A 17,490-nucleotide genomic window follows, 5' to 3' on the forward strand; every position below is an offset into this window, starting at 1 on the left:
TCTTTATTTAAGATACAAAACCGGCCCCTCAGGGCCGGTGTTCACTCAGTTGTTGTACAGATCGATGATCGCGCTGACCGCCTGGGTCTTGATCTTCGACGAGTCGTTGCGCGCCTGCTCGATCTTGTTCAGGTAGGCCTCATCGACGTCACCGGTCACGTACTTGCCGTCGAACACGGCACAGTCGAACTGGTCGATCTTGATCTTGCCGCCGCCGACCGCTTCGATCAGGTCAGGCAGGTCCTGGTAGATCAACCAGTCGGCGCCGATCAGGTCGGCCACGTCCTGGGTCGAACGATTGTGGGCGATCAGTTCGTGGGCGCTCGGCATATCGATACCGTACACGTTCGGGTAACGCACGGCAGGCGCGGCGGAACAGAAGTACACGTTCTTCGCACCGGCTTCACGGGCCATCTGGATGATCTGCTTGCACGTGGTGCCGCGCACGATGGAGTCATCCACCAGCATCACATTCTTGCCACGGAATTCCAGCTCGATGGCGTTGAGCTTCTGGCGCACCGACTTCTTGCGCGCTGCCTGGCCGGGCATGATGAAGGTACGGCCGATGTAGCGGTTCTTGACGAAGCCTTCGCGGAACTTGACGCCCAGGTGGTTGGCCAGTTCCAGCGCGGCGGTACGGCTGGTGTCCGGGATCGGGATCACCACGTCGATGTCGTGCTCGGGACGCTCGCGCAGGATCTTCTCGGCCAGCTTCTCACCCATGCGCAGGCGCGCCTTGTACACCGAAACACCGTCGATGATCGAATCCGGACGCGCCAGGTAGACGTGTTCGAAGATGCAGGGGGTAAGTTTCGGCGCAACGGCGCACTGACGGGTGTGCAGCTTGCCGTCTTCGGTGATGTACACAGCTTCGCCCGGTGCCAGGTCGCGAATCAACGTAAAGCCCAGTACATCCAGGGACACGCTTTCGGAGGCGATCATGTACTCGACGCCTTCGTCGGTGTGACGCTGGCCAAACACGATCGGGCGGATGCCGTGCGGGTCACGGAACCCGACGATGCCATAACCGGTGATCATCGCCACGACGGCATAGCCGCCCACGCAACGGTTATGCACGTCGATCACGGCGGCAAACACGTCTTCTTCGGTGGGCTGCAGCTTGCCGCGCTGGGCCAGCTCATGGGCGAACACGTTGAGCAGCACTTCCGAGTCGGAACTGGTGTTGACGTGGCGCAGGTCAGATTCGTAGATCTCCTTGGCCAGTTGCTCAACGTTGGTCAGGTTGCCGTTGTGCGCCAGGGTAATGCCGTAAGGCGAGTTGACGTAGAACGGCTGAGCTTCGGCCGACGTCGAGCTACCAGCGGTTGGGTAACGCACATGGCCAATGCCCATGTGACCGACCAGGCGCTGCATGTGACGCTGATGGAACACGTCGCGCACCAGGCCATTGTCCTTGCGCAGGAATAACCGGCCGTCGTGGCTGGTCACAATACCGGCAGCGTCCTGGCCGCGGTGCTGGAGGACGGTTAGCGCGTCATACAGCGCCTGATTGACGTTCGACTTACCGACGATACCGACGATGCCACACATGCGACGCAACCCCTACTTAATGGATCTTGACTGAACACTCTTACTGAGGCGTTTTGGCCGGCAAGAGATGTTCCTTGAACGGAAGATCAGCGGGTACGCTGATTCCGCTGGCCAGCCACTGACTGCTCCACCCCAATATGAGGTTCTTGGACCAGTCTGCAACCAATAGAAATTTTGGCACGAGCACCGACTCCTGCCACCACGAATCCTGCTGTACCGGCCCCAGGCTCAACAGCCCGACCGCCACGACCACCAGCAACGCGCCACGCGCGGCGCCGAAGGCCATGCCGAGAAATCGATCGGTCCCGGACAGGCCGGTGACACGTATCAACTCGCCAATAAGATAATTGACCATTGCCCCCACCAGCAGCGTGGCGATGAACATGATGGCGCAGCCCGCGATGACGCGAGCCGAGGGTGTCTCTATGTACCCGGCCAGGTAGACCGACAGTGAACCACCGAACATCCAGGCTACGACTCCTGCGATGATCCAGGTCAGCAACGACAGTGCTTCTTTTACGAAGCCGCGGCTCAGACTGATCAAAGCGGAGATGGCGACGATTGCAACGATCGCCCAATCAACCCAGGTAAATGGCACAGTGCAGCCTACGTACGGATAAGGCGGCGCATTTTAGCAGAGCGCCGGGCTATCGGTAAGCGGTGATTGCGGGTGCCTTGCAAATCAATAGATTGGGCAGTGCGAACGGTATTTCAAGACCGCTGAAAACCAATGTGGGAGGGGGCTTGCTCCCGATGGCTGTGGTTCAGTGTCAGATACACTGACTGACCCACCGCTATCGGGAGCAAGCCCCCTCCCACACTTGACTGCATTTCAAGTCTCGAAATCAGCCGCGCTCAGGCTGAAAGCGAGTGACGAAACCCTTGAGGTTCTGCTGACGGTCCAGTAGATCCCGCAGGCGGTCGGCTTCGGCGCGCTCGATCAGCGGCCCGATAAACACGCGGTTCTTGCCGTCGGCGCTACGGATGTAGGCGTTGTAACCCTGGGCGCGCAGCTTTTTCTGCAAGGCGTCGGCGCCTTCGCGGTTGCCCAGGCTGGCCACTTGAATCGACCAGCTGATCGGCAGACCATTCGGGTCGATACGGCTCTGCCCCACGTCAGGCTTGCCCGGCGCGGCAGGCTGTGGCGCTACCGGTTTGGGCGCAGGCGCTGGCGTCGCGGGCTTGGCGGCAACAGCCGGAGCGGGTGCCGGCTTGACCACCGGCACGCTTGGCTGCACCGGCATGGACGGCGCCTGTTGCGCGGCGACCTCTTCATCGCTCGGCACCGGCTCTTCTTCAGGCAGCGCCTGCGGCTCAGGCACCACCACCGGTTCAACCTGGACCTGAGGCACCACCGGCGCCTGGGGCGCAGCCGGAGCCTCGACGACCACCTGGCGCTGTTCGTCCTGACGGGAAAACAGCATCGGCAAGAAAATCACCGCCAATGCCACCAACACCAGGGCTCCGACCATTCGCTGCTTGTATGCGCTATCCAGTAATGCCATGTGCAGCTTCCTCCGTGGAGCGCCGGGCCAGCCATTCGAGCGCCTCGGCAACACAATAAAATGATCCGAACAACAGAATCTCGTCCTCGGCCGTCGCTACCGCACACTGCGCCTCGAGGGCCGCGGTGATGCTTGCATACGACGTCACCGACGCACCAAGGTTCTGCAAGGCCGTTTCCAGCTCAACTGCCGGACGGCTACGTGGCGTATCCAGCGGCGCAACGGCCCAGGACTGAACCCCGCTCAGCAACGGCGCAAGCACGCCGTCGAGATCCTTGTCGGCCAGCAGGCCAAACACCGCCAGGCGGCGGCCGGACGGCGGCGTTTGCGCCAAGCGCTGCGCCAGATACTCAGCAGCGTGAGGGTTATGGCCCACATCCAGCAGCAGGTTCAGGCGCTTGCCCTGCCACTCCACGGCACGTCGATCCAGACGCCCTACTATGCGCGTTGCCAGCAGGGTTGCGGCTATTTGCCCGGCATTCCACGGCAGATCCAGTAGCAGATAGGCTTGCAGCGCCAGCGCGGCATTCTCCATCGGCAGGTTCAGCAGCGGCAAATCGCGTAACACTACCGGCTGGCCCCGCGCATCGCGCCCGGACCATTGCCAATGCTGATCGCCGATCTCCAGATTGAAGTCGCGCCCGCGCAGGAAGAACGGGCAGTCGAGCTCAAGCACCTTGTCCAGCAAGGGTTGCGGAGGGTCAAGATCGCCGCACAATGCAGGCTTGCCCTGGCGAAAGATCCCGGCCTTTTCGTATGCTACGGATTCACGGGTGTCACCCAGGTAATCGACATGGTCGACGCCGATGCTGGTGACCAGCGCCATGTCCGCATCCACCACGTTGACCGTATCCAGACGCCCGCCAAGGCCCACTTCCAAGACGACGACATCGAGTTGCGCACGCTCGAACAGCCACAACGCCGCCAGGGTGCCCATTTCGAAATAGGTCAGGGAAATCTCGCCACGCCCTGCATCGAGGGCGGCGAAGGCTTCGCAGAGCTGCTCGTCGCTCGCTTCGCGGCCATTGAGCTGCACCCGCTCGTTGTAACGCAGCAGGTGCGGCGAGCTGTAGACGCCGACGTTCAGCCCTTGGGCCTGCAGCAGCGCCGCGACAAAGGCACAGGTGGAGCCTTTGCCGTTGGTGCCGGTGACCGTGATCACACGCGGTGCCGGCCGTCCCAACCCAAGGCGGGCCGCTACCTGTTGCGAGCGCTCCAGGCCCATGTCGATGGCGGACGGATGCAACTGCTCAAGGTAGGCGAGCCATTCGCCGAGGGTACGTTGGGTCATAGGTTTGCTGGCACCGGTGGCACGACGATCGGCTCGACCTTGGGCGCGACGTAGACAGGCGTCGGCAGGCCCATCATTTGCGCCAGCAGGTTACCCAGGCGTGGGCGCAGCTCACCGCGCGGGATGATCAGGTCGATGGCACCGTGCTCCAGCAGGAACTCGCTGCGCTGGAAACCTTCCGGCAGTTTTTCACGCACGGTCTGCTCGATGACGCGTGGGCCGGCAAAGCCGATCAGGGCTTTTGGCTCACCGACGATCACATCGCCGAGCATCGCCAGGCTGGCGGAAACACCGCCGTAGACCGGGTCGGTCAGTACCGAGATGAACGGAATGCCTTCTTCGCGCAGACGCGCCAATACCGCCGAGGTCTTGGCCATTTGCATCAGGGAAATCAGCGCTTCCTGCATACGCGCGCCACCGGAGGCGGCGAAGCAGATCATTGGGCAGCGGTTTTCCAGGGCATAGTTGGCGGCGCGCACGAAACGCTCGCCGACGATGGCACCCATGGAGCCGCCCATGAAGGAGAACTCGAACGCCGAAACCACCACCGGCATGCCCAGCAGCTTGCCGCTGACGGAGATCAGCGCGTCTTTCTCGCCGGTCTGCTTCTGCGCACCGACCAGACGGTCCTTGTACTTCTTGCTGTCGCGGAACTTGAGGCGGTCGACCGGCTCCAGGTCAGCGCCCAGCTCGTTGCGGCCGTCGGCGTCGAGGAAGATGTCGATACGGGCGCGTGCGCCAATACGCATGTGGTGGTTGCACTTGGGGCAAACGTCCAAGGTCTTTTCCAGCTCCGGGCGGTACAGCACCGCGTCGCAGGATGGGCACTTGTGCCACAGACCTTCAGGAACCGAGCTTTTCTTCACCTCGGAACGCATGATCGAAGGGATCAGTTTGTCTACTAACCAGTTGCTCATGCTTTCTTTCTCCAGTACCGGTGGCTTGAACACAGCCCCGCGTATGCCCTTGAGCTAAATTCATATGTGGCGATGAGGCCGGCGGGACGGGGTCAGAGGTTCGACCAGCCATTTCCCGCCTGCATCCTCAGCCTTCCAGACAACCTGCCAGCGCAGGGTTGCCACTTCGTTTCCGGGCCTCCCGCAGGCGGCGCCGGTGCTGTTTTACACAGTGGTAGTTATGGACGGCGGCAGACTGCCAGCCGTCACATCGCACCGCTGCTGTTGCGCACGGCCCGCAGGAATGCGCGAATCTTGTGGTGATCCTTGATGCCCTTGCCCTGCTCCACCCCGCCGCTGACATCCACCGCATACGGCCGGACCTGCTCGATAGCCGCGCCGACATTCATCGCGTTGAGCCCTCCCGCCAGGATGACCGGCTTGCTCAAACCCGCCGGGATCAGCGACCAGTCGAAGGCTTCTCCCGTACCGCCGGGAACGCCTTCGACGTAGGTGTCCAGCAGAATCCCGCGCGCGCCCGCATAGGCGGCACAGGCGGCGGCGATGTCATCGCCGGCCTTGACGCGCAACGCCTTGATATAGGGGCGCTGATAGCTGTCGCATTCGTCCGGAGTTTCGTCGCCATGAAACTGCAGCATGTCCAGCGGCACGGCATCCAGGGTTTCATTGAGTTCACAACGGCTGGCGTTAACGAACAAACCCACGGTGGTCACGAACGGTGGCAGCGCGGCGATGATGGCCCGCGCCTGCAACACATTCACCGCCCGCGGGCTCTTGGCATAAAACACCAGGCCAATGGCATCCGCCCCCGCCTCGACCGCCGCCAACGCGTCTTCGATGCGGGTAATCCCGCAAATCTTGCTGCGAACGGCTGACATATCGTAGAAACCTCAGGGATTGAACCGAGAAAGTCCCGGATGGTAACAAAAGCTTTTCCAGGCGTCAGCCGCCAAGTTCACTGAAACCTGTGAGGAAGTGTGGCCCGATAAAACGCTCCGGCAGCTCGAACTCGTCGCGGTACTCCACATCCACCAGATACAAGCCGAACGGATGCGCCGTCACCCCACCGGTACGGCGAATGCGGCTTTGCAGCACTTCCCTGGCCCATTCCACCGGACGCTCGCCGGTGCCAATGGTCATCAGTACGCCCGCAATATTGCGCACCATATGGTGCAGGAACGCCCCGGCACGTATATCCAGCACAATCATCTTGCCATGCCGGGTCACGCGCAGATGGTGGACTTCCTTGATCGGCGACTTGGCCTGGCATTGGCCGGCACGAAACGCGCTGAAATCATGCACACCCACCAGATGCTGCGCGGCCTCGGCCATGCGCTCGGCATCCAGCGGGCGGTGGTTCCAGGTGATTTCCTGATTCAGGTGCGCCGGGCGGATCTGATCGTTGTAGATCACGTAGCGGTAGCGTCGGGCGATGGCCTTGAAGCGCGCATGAAAATGCGCCGGCATCACCTTGGCCCAGGTGACGCTGACGTCATGGGGCAGATTGATATTGGCGCCCATCACCCACGCCTTCATCGAGCGTTCGGCCTGGGTGTCGAAGTGCACCACCTGGCCGCAGGCATGCACGCCTGCGTCGGTACGCCCGGCACACATCAACGATACCGGCGAGTCAGCGACTTTCGACAGAGCGTTTTCCAGGGTTTCCTGCACCGTCAGCACACCGGAGGCCTGGCGCTGCCAGCCGCGATAGCGCGAGCCTTTGTATTCCACGCCGAGGGCGATGCGGTGAAAGCCTGCGGCCGCCATTTCGGCGGCCGCGTTATCTATATTTGCCAAGAACTGAGAGCCTGATGAGTTGCGCGAAGACGGGGATTATAAAGGCGCCGGCTGCGCGACGGGCGCTTTTGTTGGGGGGACGCCGCGCCAACGGTGGCAGGGAGCAAGCCCTCTCCCCGTTGGGCGCAGCCTTCAGATTCGGCCGAGCATTTCCTTGGCCTCGCCGCGCTGGGTCTCATTGCCCTCGGTCAGCACTTCGGAAAGGATGTCCTTGGCGCCATCGGCGTCGCCCATGTCGATATACGCCTGGGCCAGGTCCAGCTTGGTGGCGACTTCATCGGAGCCCGACAGGAAATCGAACTCGGGCTCGTCGTCACCGAGCGCTGCATCTTCAGCCGTGAAGGACGGCTCGATGGAGGGATGCTCCAGGCTCTGGGACAGGCGGTCCAACTCGGCGTTGACGTCGTCCAGTTCCGAAGCGAAGGCATCGGGCTTGGCCGTCGATTCGGGCTCGTCCGCCAGGGAGAGGTCGAAATCTTCCGGCAAGTCGAAGTCGTCCAGTGCTGCCGGGGTCAAGGTCGGCGGCTCGGCGGCCGGTACGTCTTTCATCTGTTCTTCGAGACCGGACAGGAAGTCGTCATCGGACTGCGCGGAAGCCGGTGCATCCAATTGCAGATCCAGGTCGAAATCCGACAGGTCATCTGCGCTGGCGTTGGCGGCCGTCTGCTGCTCAAGAAGCGCCTCGAATGTCGACTGATCGCCCTTGACCTCTGCCGGCGATGCCGCCTCCAGGTCGTCCAGGCTCAGGTCGAAATCGGTATCCAGAGGCTCTGGCTGCGGCGCAGCCGGCTGGTCTTCCAGCAGGTCCTTGACGTACTGGGCATCCAGGGCGGCGGCGGCCACTGCGGCGCTCACACCTGCTGCCAACACCGCCATGGCCGGGAAACGGCCCTTGAGCTGCTCGACCTGGGCGTGGTTTTCACCCGTAGCCACCAGCTGACGCTCCTGGCTGACAAAACCGTTCTTGTCATTCTGCAGGCCGTAGACTTCCATCAGTTTCAAACGCAGGTCACTGCGCTTGGGCTCCTGCTTGATCGCTTGCTCAAGCACATCCGCCGCCTGGTTCAGGTGGCCCCGGTCGATATGGGACTGGGCTTGGGACAACGCGTCACTGGAGGTCGGGGCGACGGCAGCCGCCAGCGGTGCCAGCACGGAGGCGACGGTAGGCACAACTGGCTCAACCACCGGAACGGGTGCAGGCGCGGGTGCCCGCGTGACACTCGGCGGCGGTACTTCCAGGCCTTCGAAACTGTCGGGTGGCAGGTCGCGATCGATATTCGACGTGAACTCCGGCTCTTCAGCCAGCGCGCGCGCCATGCGCAGGTGCTTTTCTTCTTCAAGACGGGCGTTGCGATGGCGCACCCACAGCAGCAGGAGCAGCAACGCCAGAATCACGGCCGCGCCACCGAGCACACCGAGCACCACAGGGTTAGTCAGCAGCTCATTGAATTTGCCTTCGGTGGTTGCAGGCGCGGCAACCGGCTTGGTCGGCTCGGGAGCAGGGGTTGCTACCGGGGCTGCCGGGGCTGGCACCGGTTCACCGGCCAACTGCGCAGGCGCTGCCGCCGCTGCGGGCACAGCCGCGTCGCCCTTCTCGGCCTGCAGACGGGCCAACTGATCATTCTTCAGTTGAATCAGCTTTTGCAGCTTGTCCAACTGGCTTTGCAGATCTGCCGCACGGCTTTTGAGCTCTTCATTGTCACGACGGGTGGTGTCCAACTGTTCTTGGGTCATCGCCAGCTTGTCGTTCAACGCGCGGCTATCACCGGCCTTGCCTGCTGCACCTTTTTTGGCGGATTCGGCCGACACCAGGCTCAAGTTGTCCTTGGCGCTGGTGCTCGACGGTGCATTGCCAGTCTCGGTGCGCTTGGTAGCATCCAGCTGGGCCTTACCCGCCACTTGCTGGGCGGCGGTGCGGCGGCCCTGACGCCAGGCAGCGTTCTGCGCCGTCACTTCGGCGATCGCTTGCGGTTGCCCCAGCGCGGTGCTTTGCACGGTGTCCGGCAGGCGCAGGACCTGGCCGGTTTTCAGGCGGTTGATGTTGCCGTTGATAAACGCATCCGGGTTGAGCGCCTGAATGGCCAGCATCGTCTGCTGCACAGAGCCACCATTGCGGTTTTTCTCGGCAATTTCCCACAAAGTATCGCGAGCAGTGGTGGTATGTTGCGCTGGCTTGCTGACGGCGGTCGCGGTACTGGCCGGCGCACTCAAGCGCGGCGCTGGCGCACTGGCAGCCGGTGTTGATTGGTCGAATTTGGCGGGATCGAGCAGCACGCTGTAGTCACGCATGAGTCGGCCGTTCGGCCACTGCACCTGCAACAGGAAGCGCACATAGGAATCAGGCAACGGTTTGCTGGAGGTGACACGCACCACGCTGCGGCCGTTGGGATTGACCACCGGCGTGAAGGTGAGGTCGTCAAGAAAGGCCTGGCGATCGACACCGGCATCGACGAAAGCCTGGGACGAGGCCAGGCTTGGGGTGATCTCGGACGCCGTAAGGCCGCCGACGTCGAGCAACTCGATTTCCACCGACAGCGGCTGGTTCAACTTCGACTTGAGGGTCATCTCCCCGAGTTGCAGCGCCTGCGCCATACCGGAGGACAGCGCCGAGGCGGCCGCTATTGCTAACACCAGTTTGCGAACTTGAACCATAGCCTCATCCTTTGTCTGAACACTCCCCGGCTTTCGAGAAGGTTGGTAACCGCTGCCATAAGGCATGGCGAGCCGATAGGTCACCGACGCGCTTGTGTTCCGCTTTTGGCCAAGCATAGCGCTTGGTGAGAATCAATCTACAAATTGGCGCCAAGTATCTTTTACGCAAGGTCTTTTATCAACAACCGCGCCAGCTGCACGGCATTGAGCGCAGCGCCTTTGCGTACGTTATCTGACGTCAGCCACACATTTAGTTCCGCCGGGTCGTCCACACCTGCGCGCACACGTCCTACATAAACAACGTCCTGCCCCACCGCATCGCCTACTGCCGTTGGGTAATCGCCCGCCTCGACCAGCTCGATACCCGGCGCCGCATCGAGTACACGGTTCACTTCAACCAAATCGGCCGCAGCCCCCAACTGCAGCGACACAGTCAGGCTATCGCCAAAAAACACCGGGGCTTGAACGCAGGTTGCGGAAATCTTCAGCAACGGAGTTTCCAGCACGGCCCGCAGTTCATGTACGAGACGTTTCTCCAGGGCTGTGTGACCTTGGGCGTCTGGCGTGCCGACTTGTGCCAACAGGTTGAAGGCCACCTGCCGATCAAAGAAGGTCGGCTCCAACGGGCGTACATTCAATAGCTCGGCCGTCTGGCGGGCCAACTCGCTGACGGCCTCGCGGCCCAGGGCCGACACGGCCAGGTTGGCGGTGACGCTCACGCGCTGGATATCCAGCAGACCGCGCAACGGCGCCAGCAGCACCGCCAGGTTGGTGGCGGACGGGCTCGGGCTAGCGATTTGAAAGGGTTTTTTCAAGCCCTTGAGCACATGAGCGTTGGCTTCCGGCACCACGGGCGGCGCCTGTTCGGCAGGCAATGCGCCAGACAGGTCGATCACCGAGCAACCGGCGGCGATGGCACGTGGGGCGAAGCTCAGGGTCACCGCCGGGCCGGCCGCGAAAAAGGCCAACTGCGCCTTGCTGAAGTCGAATTCATCGACTTCCTTGACCCGCACGTTCTTGCCCCGGAACGGTACCGATGCACCGGCGGAGTTGTTGCCGGCCAGCAAATACAGGGTGCCTACCGGGAAGTCCAGCTCTTCGAGAATCTGCACCAGGGTTTCGCCAACGGTACCGGTGGCGCCGATCACGGCGATTTCAAAGGTCTGGGTCATGGGGCTGCCTCGGGCATTGCAGGGGGAGCGGCACTTTACCGGGTGGTTGGGGGTGAGGCAATTGGGGTGGAGCTGATGGCCCCATCGGGAGCAAGCCCCCTCCCACACTTGAATGTGTGCACAGATCAACATGTGGGAGGGGCGGTGCGACGATTCGACTTGCTCCCGATAGCGTCCGAAAGAACAATAAAAAAACCCCGCGCCTGTCACCAGAACGCGGGGCTCTTCAAAGCCTGCAAGCGATCAACGCTCCAGCAGAATCCGCAGCATACGACGCAACGGCTCAGCCGCGCCCCACAGCAGCTGGTCGCCCACGGTGAACGCGCCGAGGAACTGGCTGCCCATGTTCAGCTTGCGCAAACGGCCTACCGGCACATTCAGGGTGCCGGTGACCTTGGTTGGGCTCAGTTCCTGCATGCTGATCTCACGGTTGTTCGGCACCAGCTTGACCCAGGGGTTGTGCTGGCTGATCAGCCCTTCGATATCGGCGATCGGCACATCTTTGTTCAGCTTGATGGTCAACGCCTGGCTATGGCAGCGCATGGCGCCGATGCGTACGCAGATGCCGTCCACCGGGATCGGGTTCTTGAAGCGCCCGAGGATCTTGTTGGTCTCGGCCTGGGCCTTCCACTCTTCGCGGCTCTGGCCGTTCGGCAGTTCCTTGTCGATCCACGGGATCAGGCTACCGGCCAACGGCACGCCGAAGTTTTCGGTCGGATAGGCGTCGCTGCGCATGGCTTCGGCCACGCGGCGGTCGATATCGAGGATCGCACTGGCCGGGTCGGCCAATTGATCGGCCACCGCCGCGTGGGTCGCGCCCATCTGCTTGATCAGCTCGCGCATGTTCTGCGCACCGGCGCCGGAGGCCGCCTGGTAGGTCATGGCGCTCATCCACTCGACCAGGCCGGCTTCGAACAAGCCACCCAGGCCCATCAGCATCAGGCTGACGGTGCAATTGCCGCCGACGTAGTTCCGTGTACCGGCATCCAGTTGCTGGTCGATGACCTTGCGGTTGACCGGGTCGAGGATGATCACTGCATCGTCCTGCATGCGCAGGCTCGACGCGGCGTCGATCCAGTAGCCCTGCCAGCCGGCTTCGCGCAGCTTGGGGAAGACTTCGCTGGTGTAGTCGCCGCCCTGGCACGTCAGGATCACATCGAGGGTCTTCAGCTCTTCAATGCTATAGGCGTCTTTGAGCGGGGCAATATCCTTGCCCACGGACGGCCCTTGGCCACCTACGTTCGAAGTGGTGAAAAACACCGGCTCGATAAGATCGAAATCCTGCTCTTCCAGCATCCGCTGCATGAGCACGGAACCGACCATACCGCGCCAACCGATCAGACCTACACGTTTCATCGCAACTACACCTTGTTAAAAAGTGGGCCGCCTTGCAGCGATAACTGCAAGCGGGCCCGAGAGATTACAGATTCCGCAGCGCGGCGACTACAGCGTCGCCCATTTCTTGCGTGCCGACCCGGGTGCAGCCCTGCGACCAGATGTCGCCGGTGCGCAAACCCTGGTCCAGCACCAGGCTCACGGCCTTCTCGATCGCGTCGGCCGCGTCAACCAGGTTGAAGCTGTAACGCAGCATCATCGACACCGACAAAATGGTCGCCAGCGGGTTGGCGATACCTTGGCCGGCAATGTCCGGCGCCGAGCCGTGGCAAGGCTCGTACATGCCCTTGTTGTTGGTATCCAGGGACGCCGACGGCAGCATGCCGATGGAACCGGTGAGCATCGAGGCCTGGTCGGAGAGGATGTCGCCGAACAGGTTGTCGGTGACGATCACGTCGAACTGCTTCGGCGCACGCACCAGTTGCATGGCGGCGTTGTCGACGTACATGTGGCTCAGTTCGACGTCCGGGTAGTCCTTGGCGACTTCTTCGACGATTTCGCGCCACAGTTGGCTGGAGGCCAATACGTTGGCCTTGTCCACCGAGCAGACCTTCTTGCCGCGCACGCGGGCCATGTCGAAACCGACGCGGGCGATACGGCGGATTTCGCTCTCGCTGTACGGCAGGGTGTCATAGGCCTGGCGCTCGCCGTTCGCAAGCTCGCGCACACCGCGTGGCGAGCCGAAATAGATACCGCCGGTCAGCTCACGCACGATCAGGATGTCCAGGCCGGCGACCACTTCCGGCTTGAGGCTCGACGCCTCGGCCAACTGCGGGTAGAGAATCGCCGGACGCAGGTTGCCGAACAGGCCCAGTTGCGCGCGGATTTTCAACAGGCCGCGCTCAGGGCGAATATCACGCTCGATCTTGTCCCACTTCGGCCCGCCCACGGCGCCCAGCAGCACGGCGTCGGCGGCGCGGGCGCGTTCCAGGGTCTCGTCAGCCAGGGGCACACCGTGCTTATCGATGGCCGCGCCGCCGATCACGTCGTGGCTCAGCTCGAAGCCCAGGCTGTACTTGCTGTTGGCGAGCTCCAGGACCTTGACCGCTTCGGCCATGATTTCCGGACCGATACCGTCGCCAGGGAGAATCAGAATCTGCTTGCTCATGGGTTCCTCATTTCATCGAGCGACCTGCCCATGGGCAGGTCGGGAAAAATCAATCAGCGTTCGGCCCACACCACCAGCACGTCGGTGCTGAAGGTGCCGTCGGCTTGAATTTCGTAATAATCACGCACTTCCTGGCCCATCGCCTGTTGCAGCTCCAAGATCGCCGCGCGCAAGGCCGGCGGGGTGCGCATGCGCTCGACCCACGAGGTGTATTCCAGGCGCAGGCGTTGGCGGCTGCTGTTGCGTACATGCAAACCGGCTTCGCTGAGCTGGCCCATCCACTCGGCGGCAGAATAATCGCGCACATGGCTGGTGTCGCGCAGCACTTCAACGGTTTGCAGGTAAGTGTCCAGCAACGGGCTGCCCGGTGACAACACATCCACGAACGCCGCCACGCCACCGGGTTTGAGCACCCGACGCACTTCGCGCAGGGCCAGGCCGAGGTCGCTCCAATGGTGGGCGGAGTAGCGGCTGAACACGAAGTCAAATTCGCCATCGGCAAACGGCAGGCGTTCAGCCGCGCCGTTAACCGTGCTGATATTGGTCAAACCGCGATCTTGCGCAGCGGCGGCGACCACATCGAGCATCTGCTGGGACAGGTCGTAGGCCACCACTTCCTTGACCAGCGGGGCCACCTGGAAACTCACATGCCCGGCGCCGCAGCCCAGGTCCAGCAGTCGCGCCGCGCCCTGCCCGGCCAGTTCGGCCTGGAGCAGCGCGAATTCGGTGCCCTGGGCGTGCACGGCACTGCTCAGGTAGGCAGAGGCTTGCTCGCCGAATTGTTTTTGCACGACTTGGGTGTGGGCGGTGCTGGTCATGGGGGCTTTCCTTGGGTTTTGTGGTGTTGACACTGGCCTCATCGGGGGCAAGCCCCCTCCCACATTTGGAATGCGTACACCTGTGGGAGGGGGCTTGCCCCCGATAGCGGCGATCCTGCCTACATCAATCGCGAAACAACCAGGGCTGGCTCGCCCGGTGCCTGGTTTCAAACGCTGCAATCGCGTCGCCGTCCTGCAAAGTCAGGCCGATATCGTCCAGGCCATTGATCAGGCAGTGCTTGCGGAAGGCATCCACCTCGAAGTGATACACCTTGCCGTCCGGACGAGTCACGGTCTGCGCGGCCAGGTCCACGGTCAGTTGGTAGCCCACATTGGCTTCCTCTTGCTGAAACAGCTCATCCACTTCGGCGTCGCTCAAGATGATCGGCAGCAAGCCGTTCTTGAAGCTGTTGTTGAAGAAGATGTCGGCGTAGCTCGGCGCGATGATGCTGCGAAAGCCATATTCTTCCAGGGCCCACGGCGCGTGTTCACGGCTGGAGCCGCAACCGAAGTTTTCCCGGGCCAGCAACACGCTGGCGCCCTGGTAACGCTCGGCGTTGAGCACGAAATCCTTGTTCAGCGGGCGCTTGGAGTTGTCCTGGTAGGCGTAGCCCACGTCCAGGTAGCGCCATTCGTCGAACAGGTTGGGGCCAAACCCGGTGCGCTTGATCGACTTCAAGAACTGCTTGGGGATGATCTGGTCGGTGTCCACGTTGGCACGGTCCAACGGCGCTACCAGACCGGTATGCTGGGTAAAAGCTCTCATCGGGTTTTCCTTTAGATCAATTCGCGAACGTCGATGAAACGACCGTTGACGGCAGCGGCGGCAGCCATGGCCGGGCTGACCAGGTGAGTACGGCCACCGGCGCCCTGACGCCCTTCGAAGTTACGGTTGGAAGTCGATGCGCAATGCTCGCCGGATTCCAACCGGTCCGGGTTCATCGCCAGGCACATGGAGCAGCCCGGCTCACGCCATTCGAAACCGGCTTCGAGGAAGATCTTGTCCAGGCCCTCGGCTTCAGCCTGGGCTTTGACCAGCCCCGAGCCGGGAACCACGATGGCTTGCTTGATGGTCGAGGCCACTTTGCGGCCCTTGGCGATCACGGCGGCGGCGCGCAGGTCTTCGATCCGTGAGTTGGTGCAGGAGCCGATGAACACGCGATCCAGCTGGATATCGGTAATCGCCTGGTTGGCCTTCAGGCCCATGTACTTGAGGGCGCGCTCGATGGAGCCGCGCTTGACCAGGTCGGTTTCCTGGGCCGGGTCCGGCACGTTCTGGTCGACGGCCAGCACCATTTCCGGCGATGTGCCCCAGCTGACTTGCGGTTTGATCTGGGTCGCGTCGAGCTCGACCACGGTGTCGAACACCGCATCGGCGTCGGACACCAGGTCTTTCCAGGCGTGCACCGCTGCGTCCCAATCGGCGCCTTTCGGTGCGAATGGGCGACCCTTGACGTATTCAATGGTCTTTTCGTCCGCCGCTACCATGCCCACGCGGGCACCGGCTTCGATGGACATGTTGCAAATGGTCATGCGGCCTTCGATGGACAGGTCACGAATGGCGCTGCCGGCGAACTCGATGGCATGCCCGTTACCGCCGGCGGTGCCGATCTTGCCGATCACCGCCAGCACGATGTCCTTGGCGGTCACGCCGAATGGCAACTGGCCTTCGACGCGCACCAGCATGTTCTTCATTTTCTTGGCCACCAGGCACTGGGTAGCGAACACATGCTCCACCTCGGAGGTGCCGATGCCGTGGGCCAGGGCACCAAAGGCACCGTGGGTCGACGTGTGCGAGTCACCACACACCACCGTCATGCCCGGCAAGGTCGCGCCCTGCTCCGGGCCGATCACGTGGACGATACCTTGACGCACGTCATTCATCTTGAATTCGGTGATGCCATATTCGTCGCAATAGTCGTCGAGGGTCTGCACCTGCAAGCGCGACACAGTATCGACAATGGCGTCGATCCCGCCCTTGCGCTCCGGGGTGGTCGGCACGTTGTGGTCCGGCGTGGCGATGATGGAGTCGACGCGCCATGGCTTGCGCCCGGCCAGCCGCAGGCCTTCGAACGCTTGGGGCGAGGTCACCTCATGGATGATGTGACGGTCGATGTAGATCAGCGACGACCCATCATCGCGCCGTTTCACTTCATGGGAATCCCAAAGCTTGTCGTAAAGCGTTTTGCCGGCCATCAGTCGGTCCTCATCAGCGGTGTTTCTTTGCGCCGGGCTTTTCTATAACCCTTTGGCTTGTGAGGCTGATGGTAGGGCGCTAGATTAAATAACTCAAATTCATATTTTTCATGCTTTGGATTACCAACTGGAATACCACCATGGACCTGGCCAACCTCAACGCCTTTATCGCTATTGCCGAGACCGGCAGCTTCTCCGGCGCCGGTGAGCGCCTGCACCTGACCCAACCGGCCATCAGCAAACGCATCGCCGGCCTGGAGCAACAATTGAAGGTGCGCCTGTTCGATCGCCTGGGCCGCGAAGTGGGCTTGACCGAAGCCGGGCGGGCCTTGCTGCCGCGTGCCTATCAAATCCTGAATGTGCTGGATGACACCCGCCGCGCCCTGACCAACCTCACCGGAGAAGTCAGCGGGCGCCTCACCCTGGCGACCAGCCACCATATCGGCCTGCATCGCCTGCCGCCGGTCCTGCGTACCTTCACTCGGCAGTACCCGAACGTGGCGCTGGATATTCAATTCCTCGATTCGGAAGTGGCCTACGAAGAAATCCTCCACGGTCGCGCCGAAGTGGCGGTGATCACCCTGGCGCCCGAGCCGCACAATCTGGTACGCGCAATGCCGGTGTGGGACGACCCGCTGGATTTCGTAGTGGCCCCCGAACACAGCCTGATCAGCAACGGTTCCGTCAGCCTGGCCGATATCGCCGGGCACCCTGCGGTGTTTCCCGGAGGGAACACCTTTACCCACCATATTGTCAGCCGTCTATTCGAGGCCCAGGGGCTGACGCCGAACATCGCCATGAGCACCAACTACCTGGAGACGATCAAAATGATGGTGTCCATCGGCCTGGCCTGGAGCGTGTTGCCACGCACCATGCTCGACGCCCAGGTGGCAAGTATCGCTTTGCCGGGCATACAGCTCAGTCGCCAGCTAGGCTATATCGTGCACACCGAAAGGACGCTGTCGAACGCTGCGCGGGCTTTCATGAGCCTATTGGATGCACAGGTCGATCTGCCAGGGATACCGGCATGACATTGTGCGGCCTCGGGTTTCAGGTAAACCGCGCTGTCTTCCATCGAGCCAAGGCCC

Annotated in this window: 15 protein-coding genes; 1 reads left to right on the forward strand and 14 read right to left on the reverse strand. The window is 62.2% G+C overall.

Translation table 11 applies throughout. The features are described 5' to 3' along the window. Nucleotides 1-45 precede the first annotated feature (45 nt). From purF to leuC, 14 genes are all read right to left on the reverse strand, one after another. On the reverse strand, nucleotides 46-1,551 hold the full coding sequence (gene purF, locus C4J84_RS16460) for an amidophosphoribosyltransferase (RefSeq protein WP_124363594.1): 1,506 nt from the start codon (nucleotides 1,549-1,551) through the stop codon (nucleotides 46-48). 40 nt (nucleotides 1,552-1,591) lie between these two features. Further along, on the reverse strand, nucleotides 1,592-2,149 hold the full coding sequence (locus C4J84_RS16465) for a CvpA family protein (protein WP_003192538.1): 558 nt from the start codon (nucleotides 2,147-2,149) through the stop codon (nucleotides 1,592-1,594). A gap of 247 nt (nucleotides 2,150-2,396) precedes the next feature. Continuing rightward, complete coding sequence (locus tag C4J84_RS16470; protein ID WP_124367669.1) at nucleotides 2,397-3,056, reverse strand: SPOR domain-containing protein; 660 nt, start codon at nucleotides 3,054-3,056, stop codon at nucleotides 2,397-2,399. Beyond that, complete coding sequence (gene folC, locus C4J84_RS16475; protein ID WP_124435742.1) at nucleotides 3,040-4,347, reverse strand: bifunctional tetrahydrofolate synthase/dihydrofolate synthase; 1,308 nt, start codon at nucleotides 4,345-4,347, stop codon at nucleotides 3,040-3,042. The genes C4J84_RS16470 and folC overlap by 17 nt, the downstream gene beginning before the upstream one ends. After that, nucleotides 4,344-5,264: an acetyl-CoA carboxylase, carboxyltransferase subunit beta gene (gene accD, locus C4J84_RS16480; RefSeq protein WP_005789754.1), complete on the reverse strand. Its 921-nt coding sequence runs from the start codon at nucleotides 5,262-5,264 to the stop codon at nucleotides 4,344-4,346. The genes folC and accD overlap by 4 nt, the downstream gene beginning before the upstream one ends. Before the next feature lie 245 nt (nucleotides 5,265-5,509). Next, a complete protein-coding gene (locus C4J84_RS16485; protein WP_124435743.1) occupies nucleotides 5,510-6,142 on the reverse strand; it encodes a phosphoribosylanthranilate isomerase in 633 nt (210 codons plus the stop codon). A gap of 64 nt (nucleotides 6,143-6,206) precedes the next feature. Further along, complete coding sequence (gene truA / locus C4J84_RS16490) at nucleotides 6,207-7,031, reverse strand: tRNA pseudouridine(38-40) synthase TruA (protein WP_124368998.1); 825 nt, start codon at nucleotides 7,029-7,031, stop codon at nucleotides 6,207-6,209. A gap of 162 nt (nucleotides 7,032-7,193) precedes the next feature. Next, on the reverse strand, nucleotides 7,194-9,713 hold the full coding sequence (locus tag C4J84_RS16495; RefSeq protein ID WP_124435744.1) for a FimV/HubP family polar landmark protein: 2,520 nt from the start codon (nucleotides 9,711-9,713) through the stop codon (nucleotides 7,194-7,196). A gap of 161 nt (nucleotides 9,714-9,874) precedes the next feature. Beyond that, nucleotides 9,875-10,885 carry an aspartate-semialdehyde dehydrogenase gene (locus tag C4J84_RS16500; protein WP_124435745.1) on the reverse strand — a complete coding sequence of 337 codons (1,011 nt, stop codon included), beginning with the start codon at nucleotides 10,883-10,885 and terminating at the stop codon, nucleotides 9,875-9,877. 243 nt (nucleotides 10,886-11,128) lie between these two features. After that, on the reverse strand, nucleotides 11,129-12,241 hold the full coding sequence (gene asd, locus C4J84_RS16505; protein ID WP_124363600.1) for an aspartate-semialdehyde dehydrogenase: 1,113 nt from the start codon (nucleotides 12,239-12,241) through the stop codon (nucleotides 11,129-11,131). 64 nt (nucleotides 12,242-12,305) lie between these two features. Next, on the reverse strand, nucleotides 12,306-13,388 hold the full coding sequence (leuB, locus tag C4J84_RS16510) for a 3-isopropylmalate dehydrogenase (RefSeq protein ID WP_124371256.1): 1,083 nt from the start codon (nucleotides 13,386-13,388) through the stop codon (nucleotides 12,306-12,308). 53 nt (nucleotides 13,389-13,441) lie between these two features. After that, nucleotides 13,442-14,206 carry a class I SAM-dependent methyltransferase gene (locus C4J84_RS16515; protein ID WP_124435746.1) on the reverse strand — a complete coding sequence of 255 codons (765 nt, stop codon included), beginning with the start codon at nucleotides 14,204-14,206 and terminating at the stop codon, nucleotides 13,442-13,444. A gap of 124 nt (nucleotides 14,207-14,330) precedes the next feature. Then, nucleotides 14,331-14,972: a 3-isopropylmalate dehydratase small subunit gene (leuD, locus tag C4J84_RS16520; RefSeq protein WP_124435747.1), complete on the reverse strand. Its 642-nt coding sequence runs from the start codon at nucleotides 14,970-14,972 to the stop codon at nucleotides 14,331-14,333. Between the two features lie 11 nt (nucleotides 14,973-14,983). Then, nucleotides 14,984-16,402 (reverse strand): 3-isopropylmalate dehydratase large subunit, encoded by a 1,419-nt coding sequence (gene leuC / locus C4J84_RS16525; RefSeq protein WP_124363604.1) that lies wholly within the window; start codon nucleotides 16,400-16,402, stop codon nucleotides 14,984-14,986. A 140-nt stretch (nucleotides 16,403-16,542) separates the two neighbouring features. Between leuC and C4J84_RS16530 the strand changes: the two genes are divergently transcribed. Further along, nucleotides 16,543-17,433: a LysR family transcriptional regulator gene (locus tag C4J84_RS16530; protein WP_124410373.1), complete on the forward strand. Its 891-nt coding sequence runs from the start codon at nucleotides 16,543-16,545 to the stop codon at nucleotides 17,431-17,433. Nucleotides 17,434-17,490 lie beyond the last annotated feature (57 nt).

It is taken from the genome of Pseudomonas sp. R11-23-07 (genome assembly GCF_003852295.1).
Lineage (GTDB): Bacteria > Pseudomonadota > Gammaproteobacteria > Pseudomonadales > Pseudomonadaceae > Aquipseudomonas.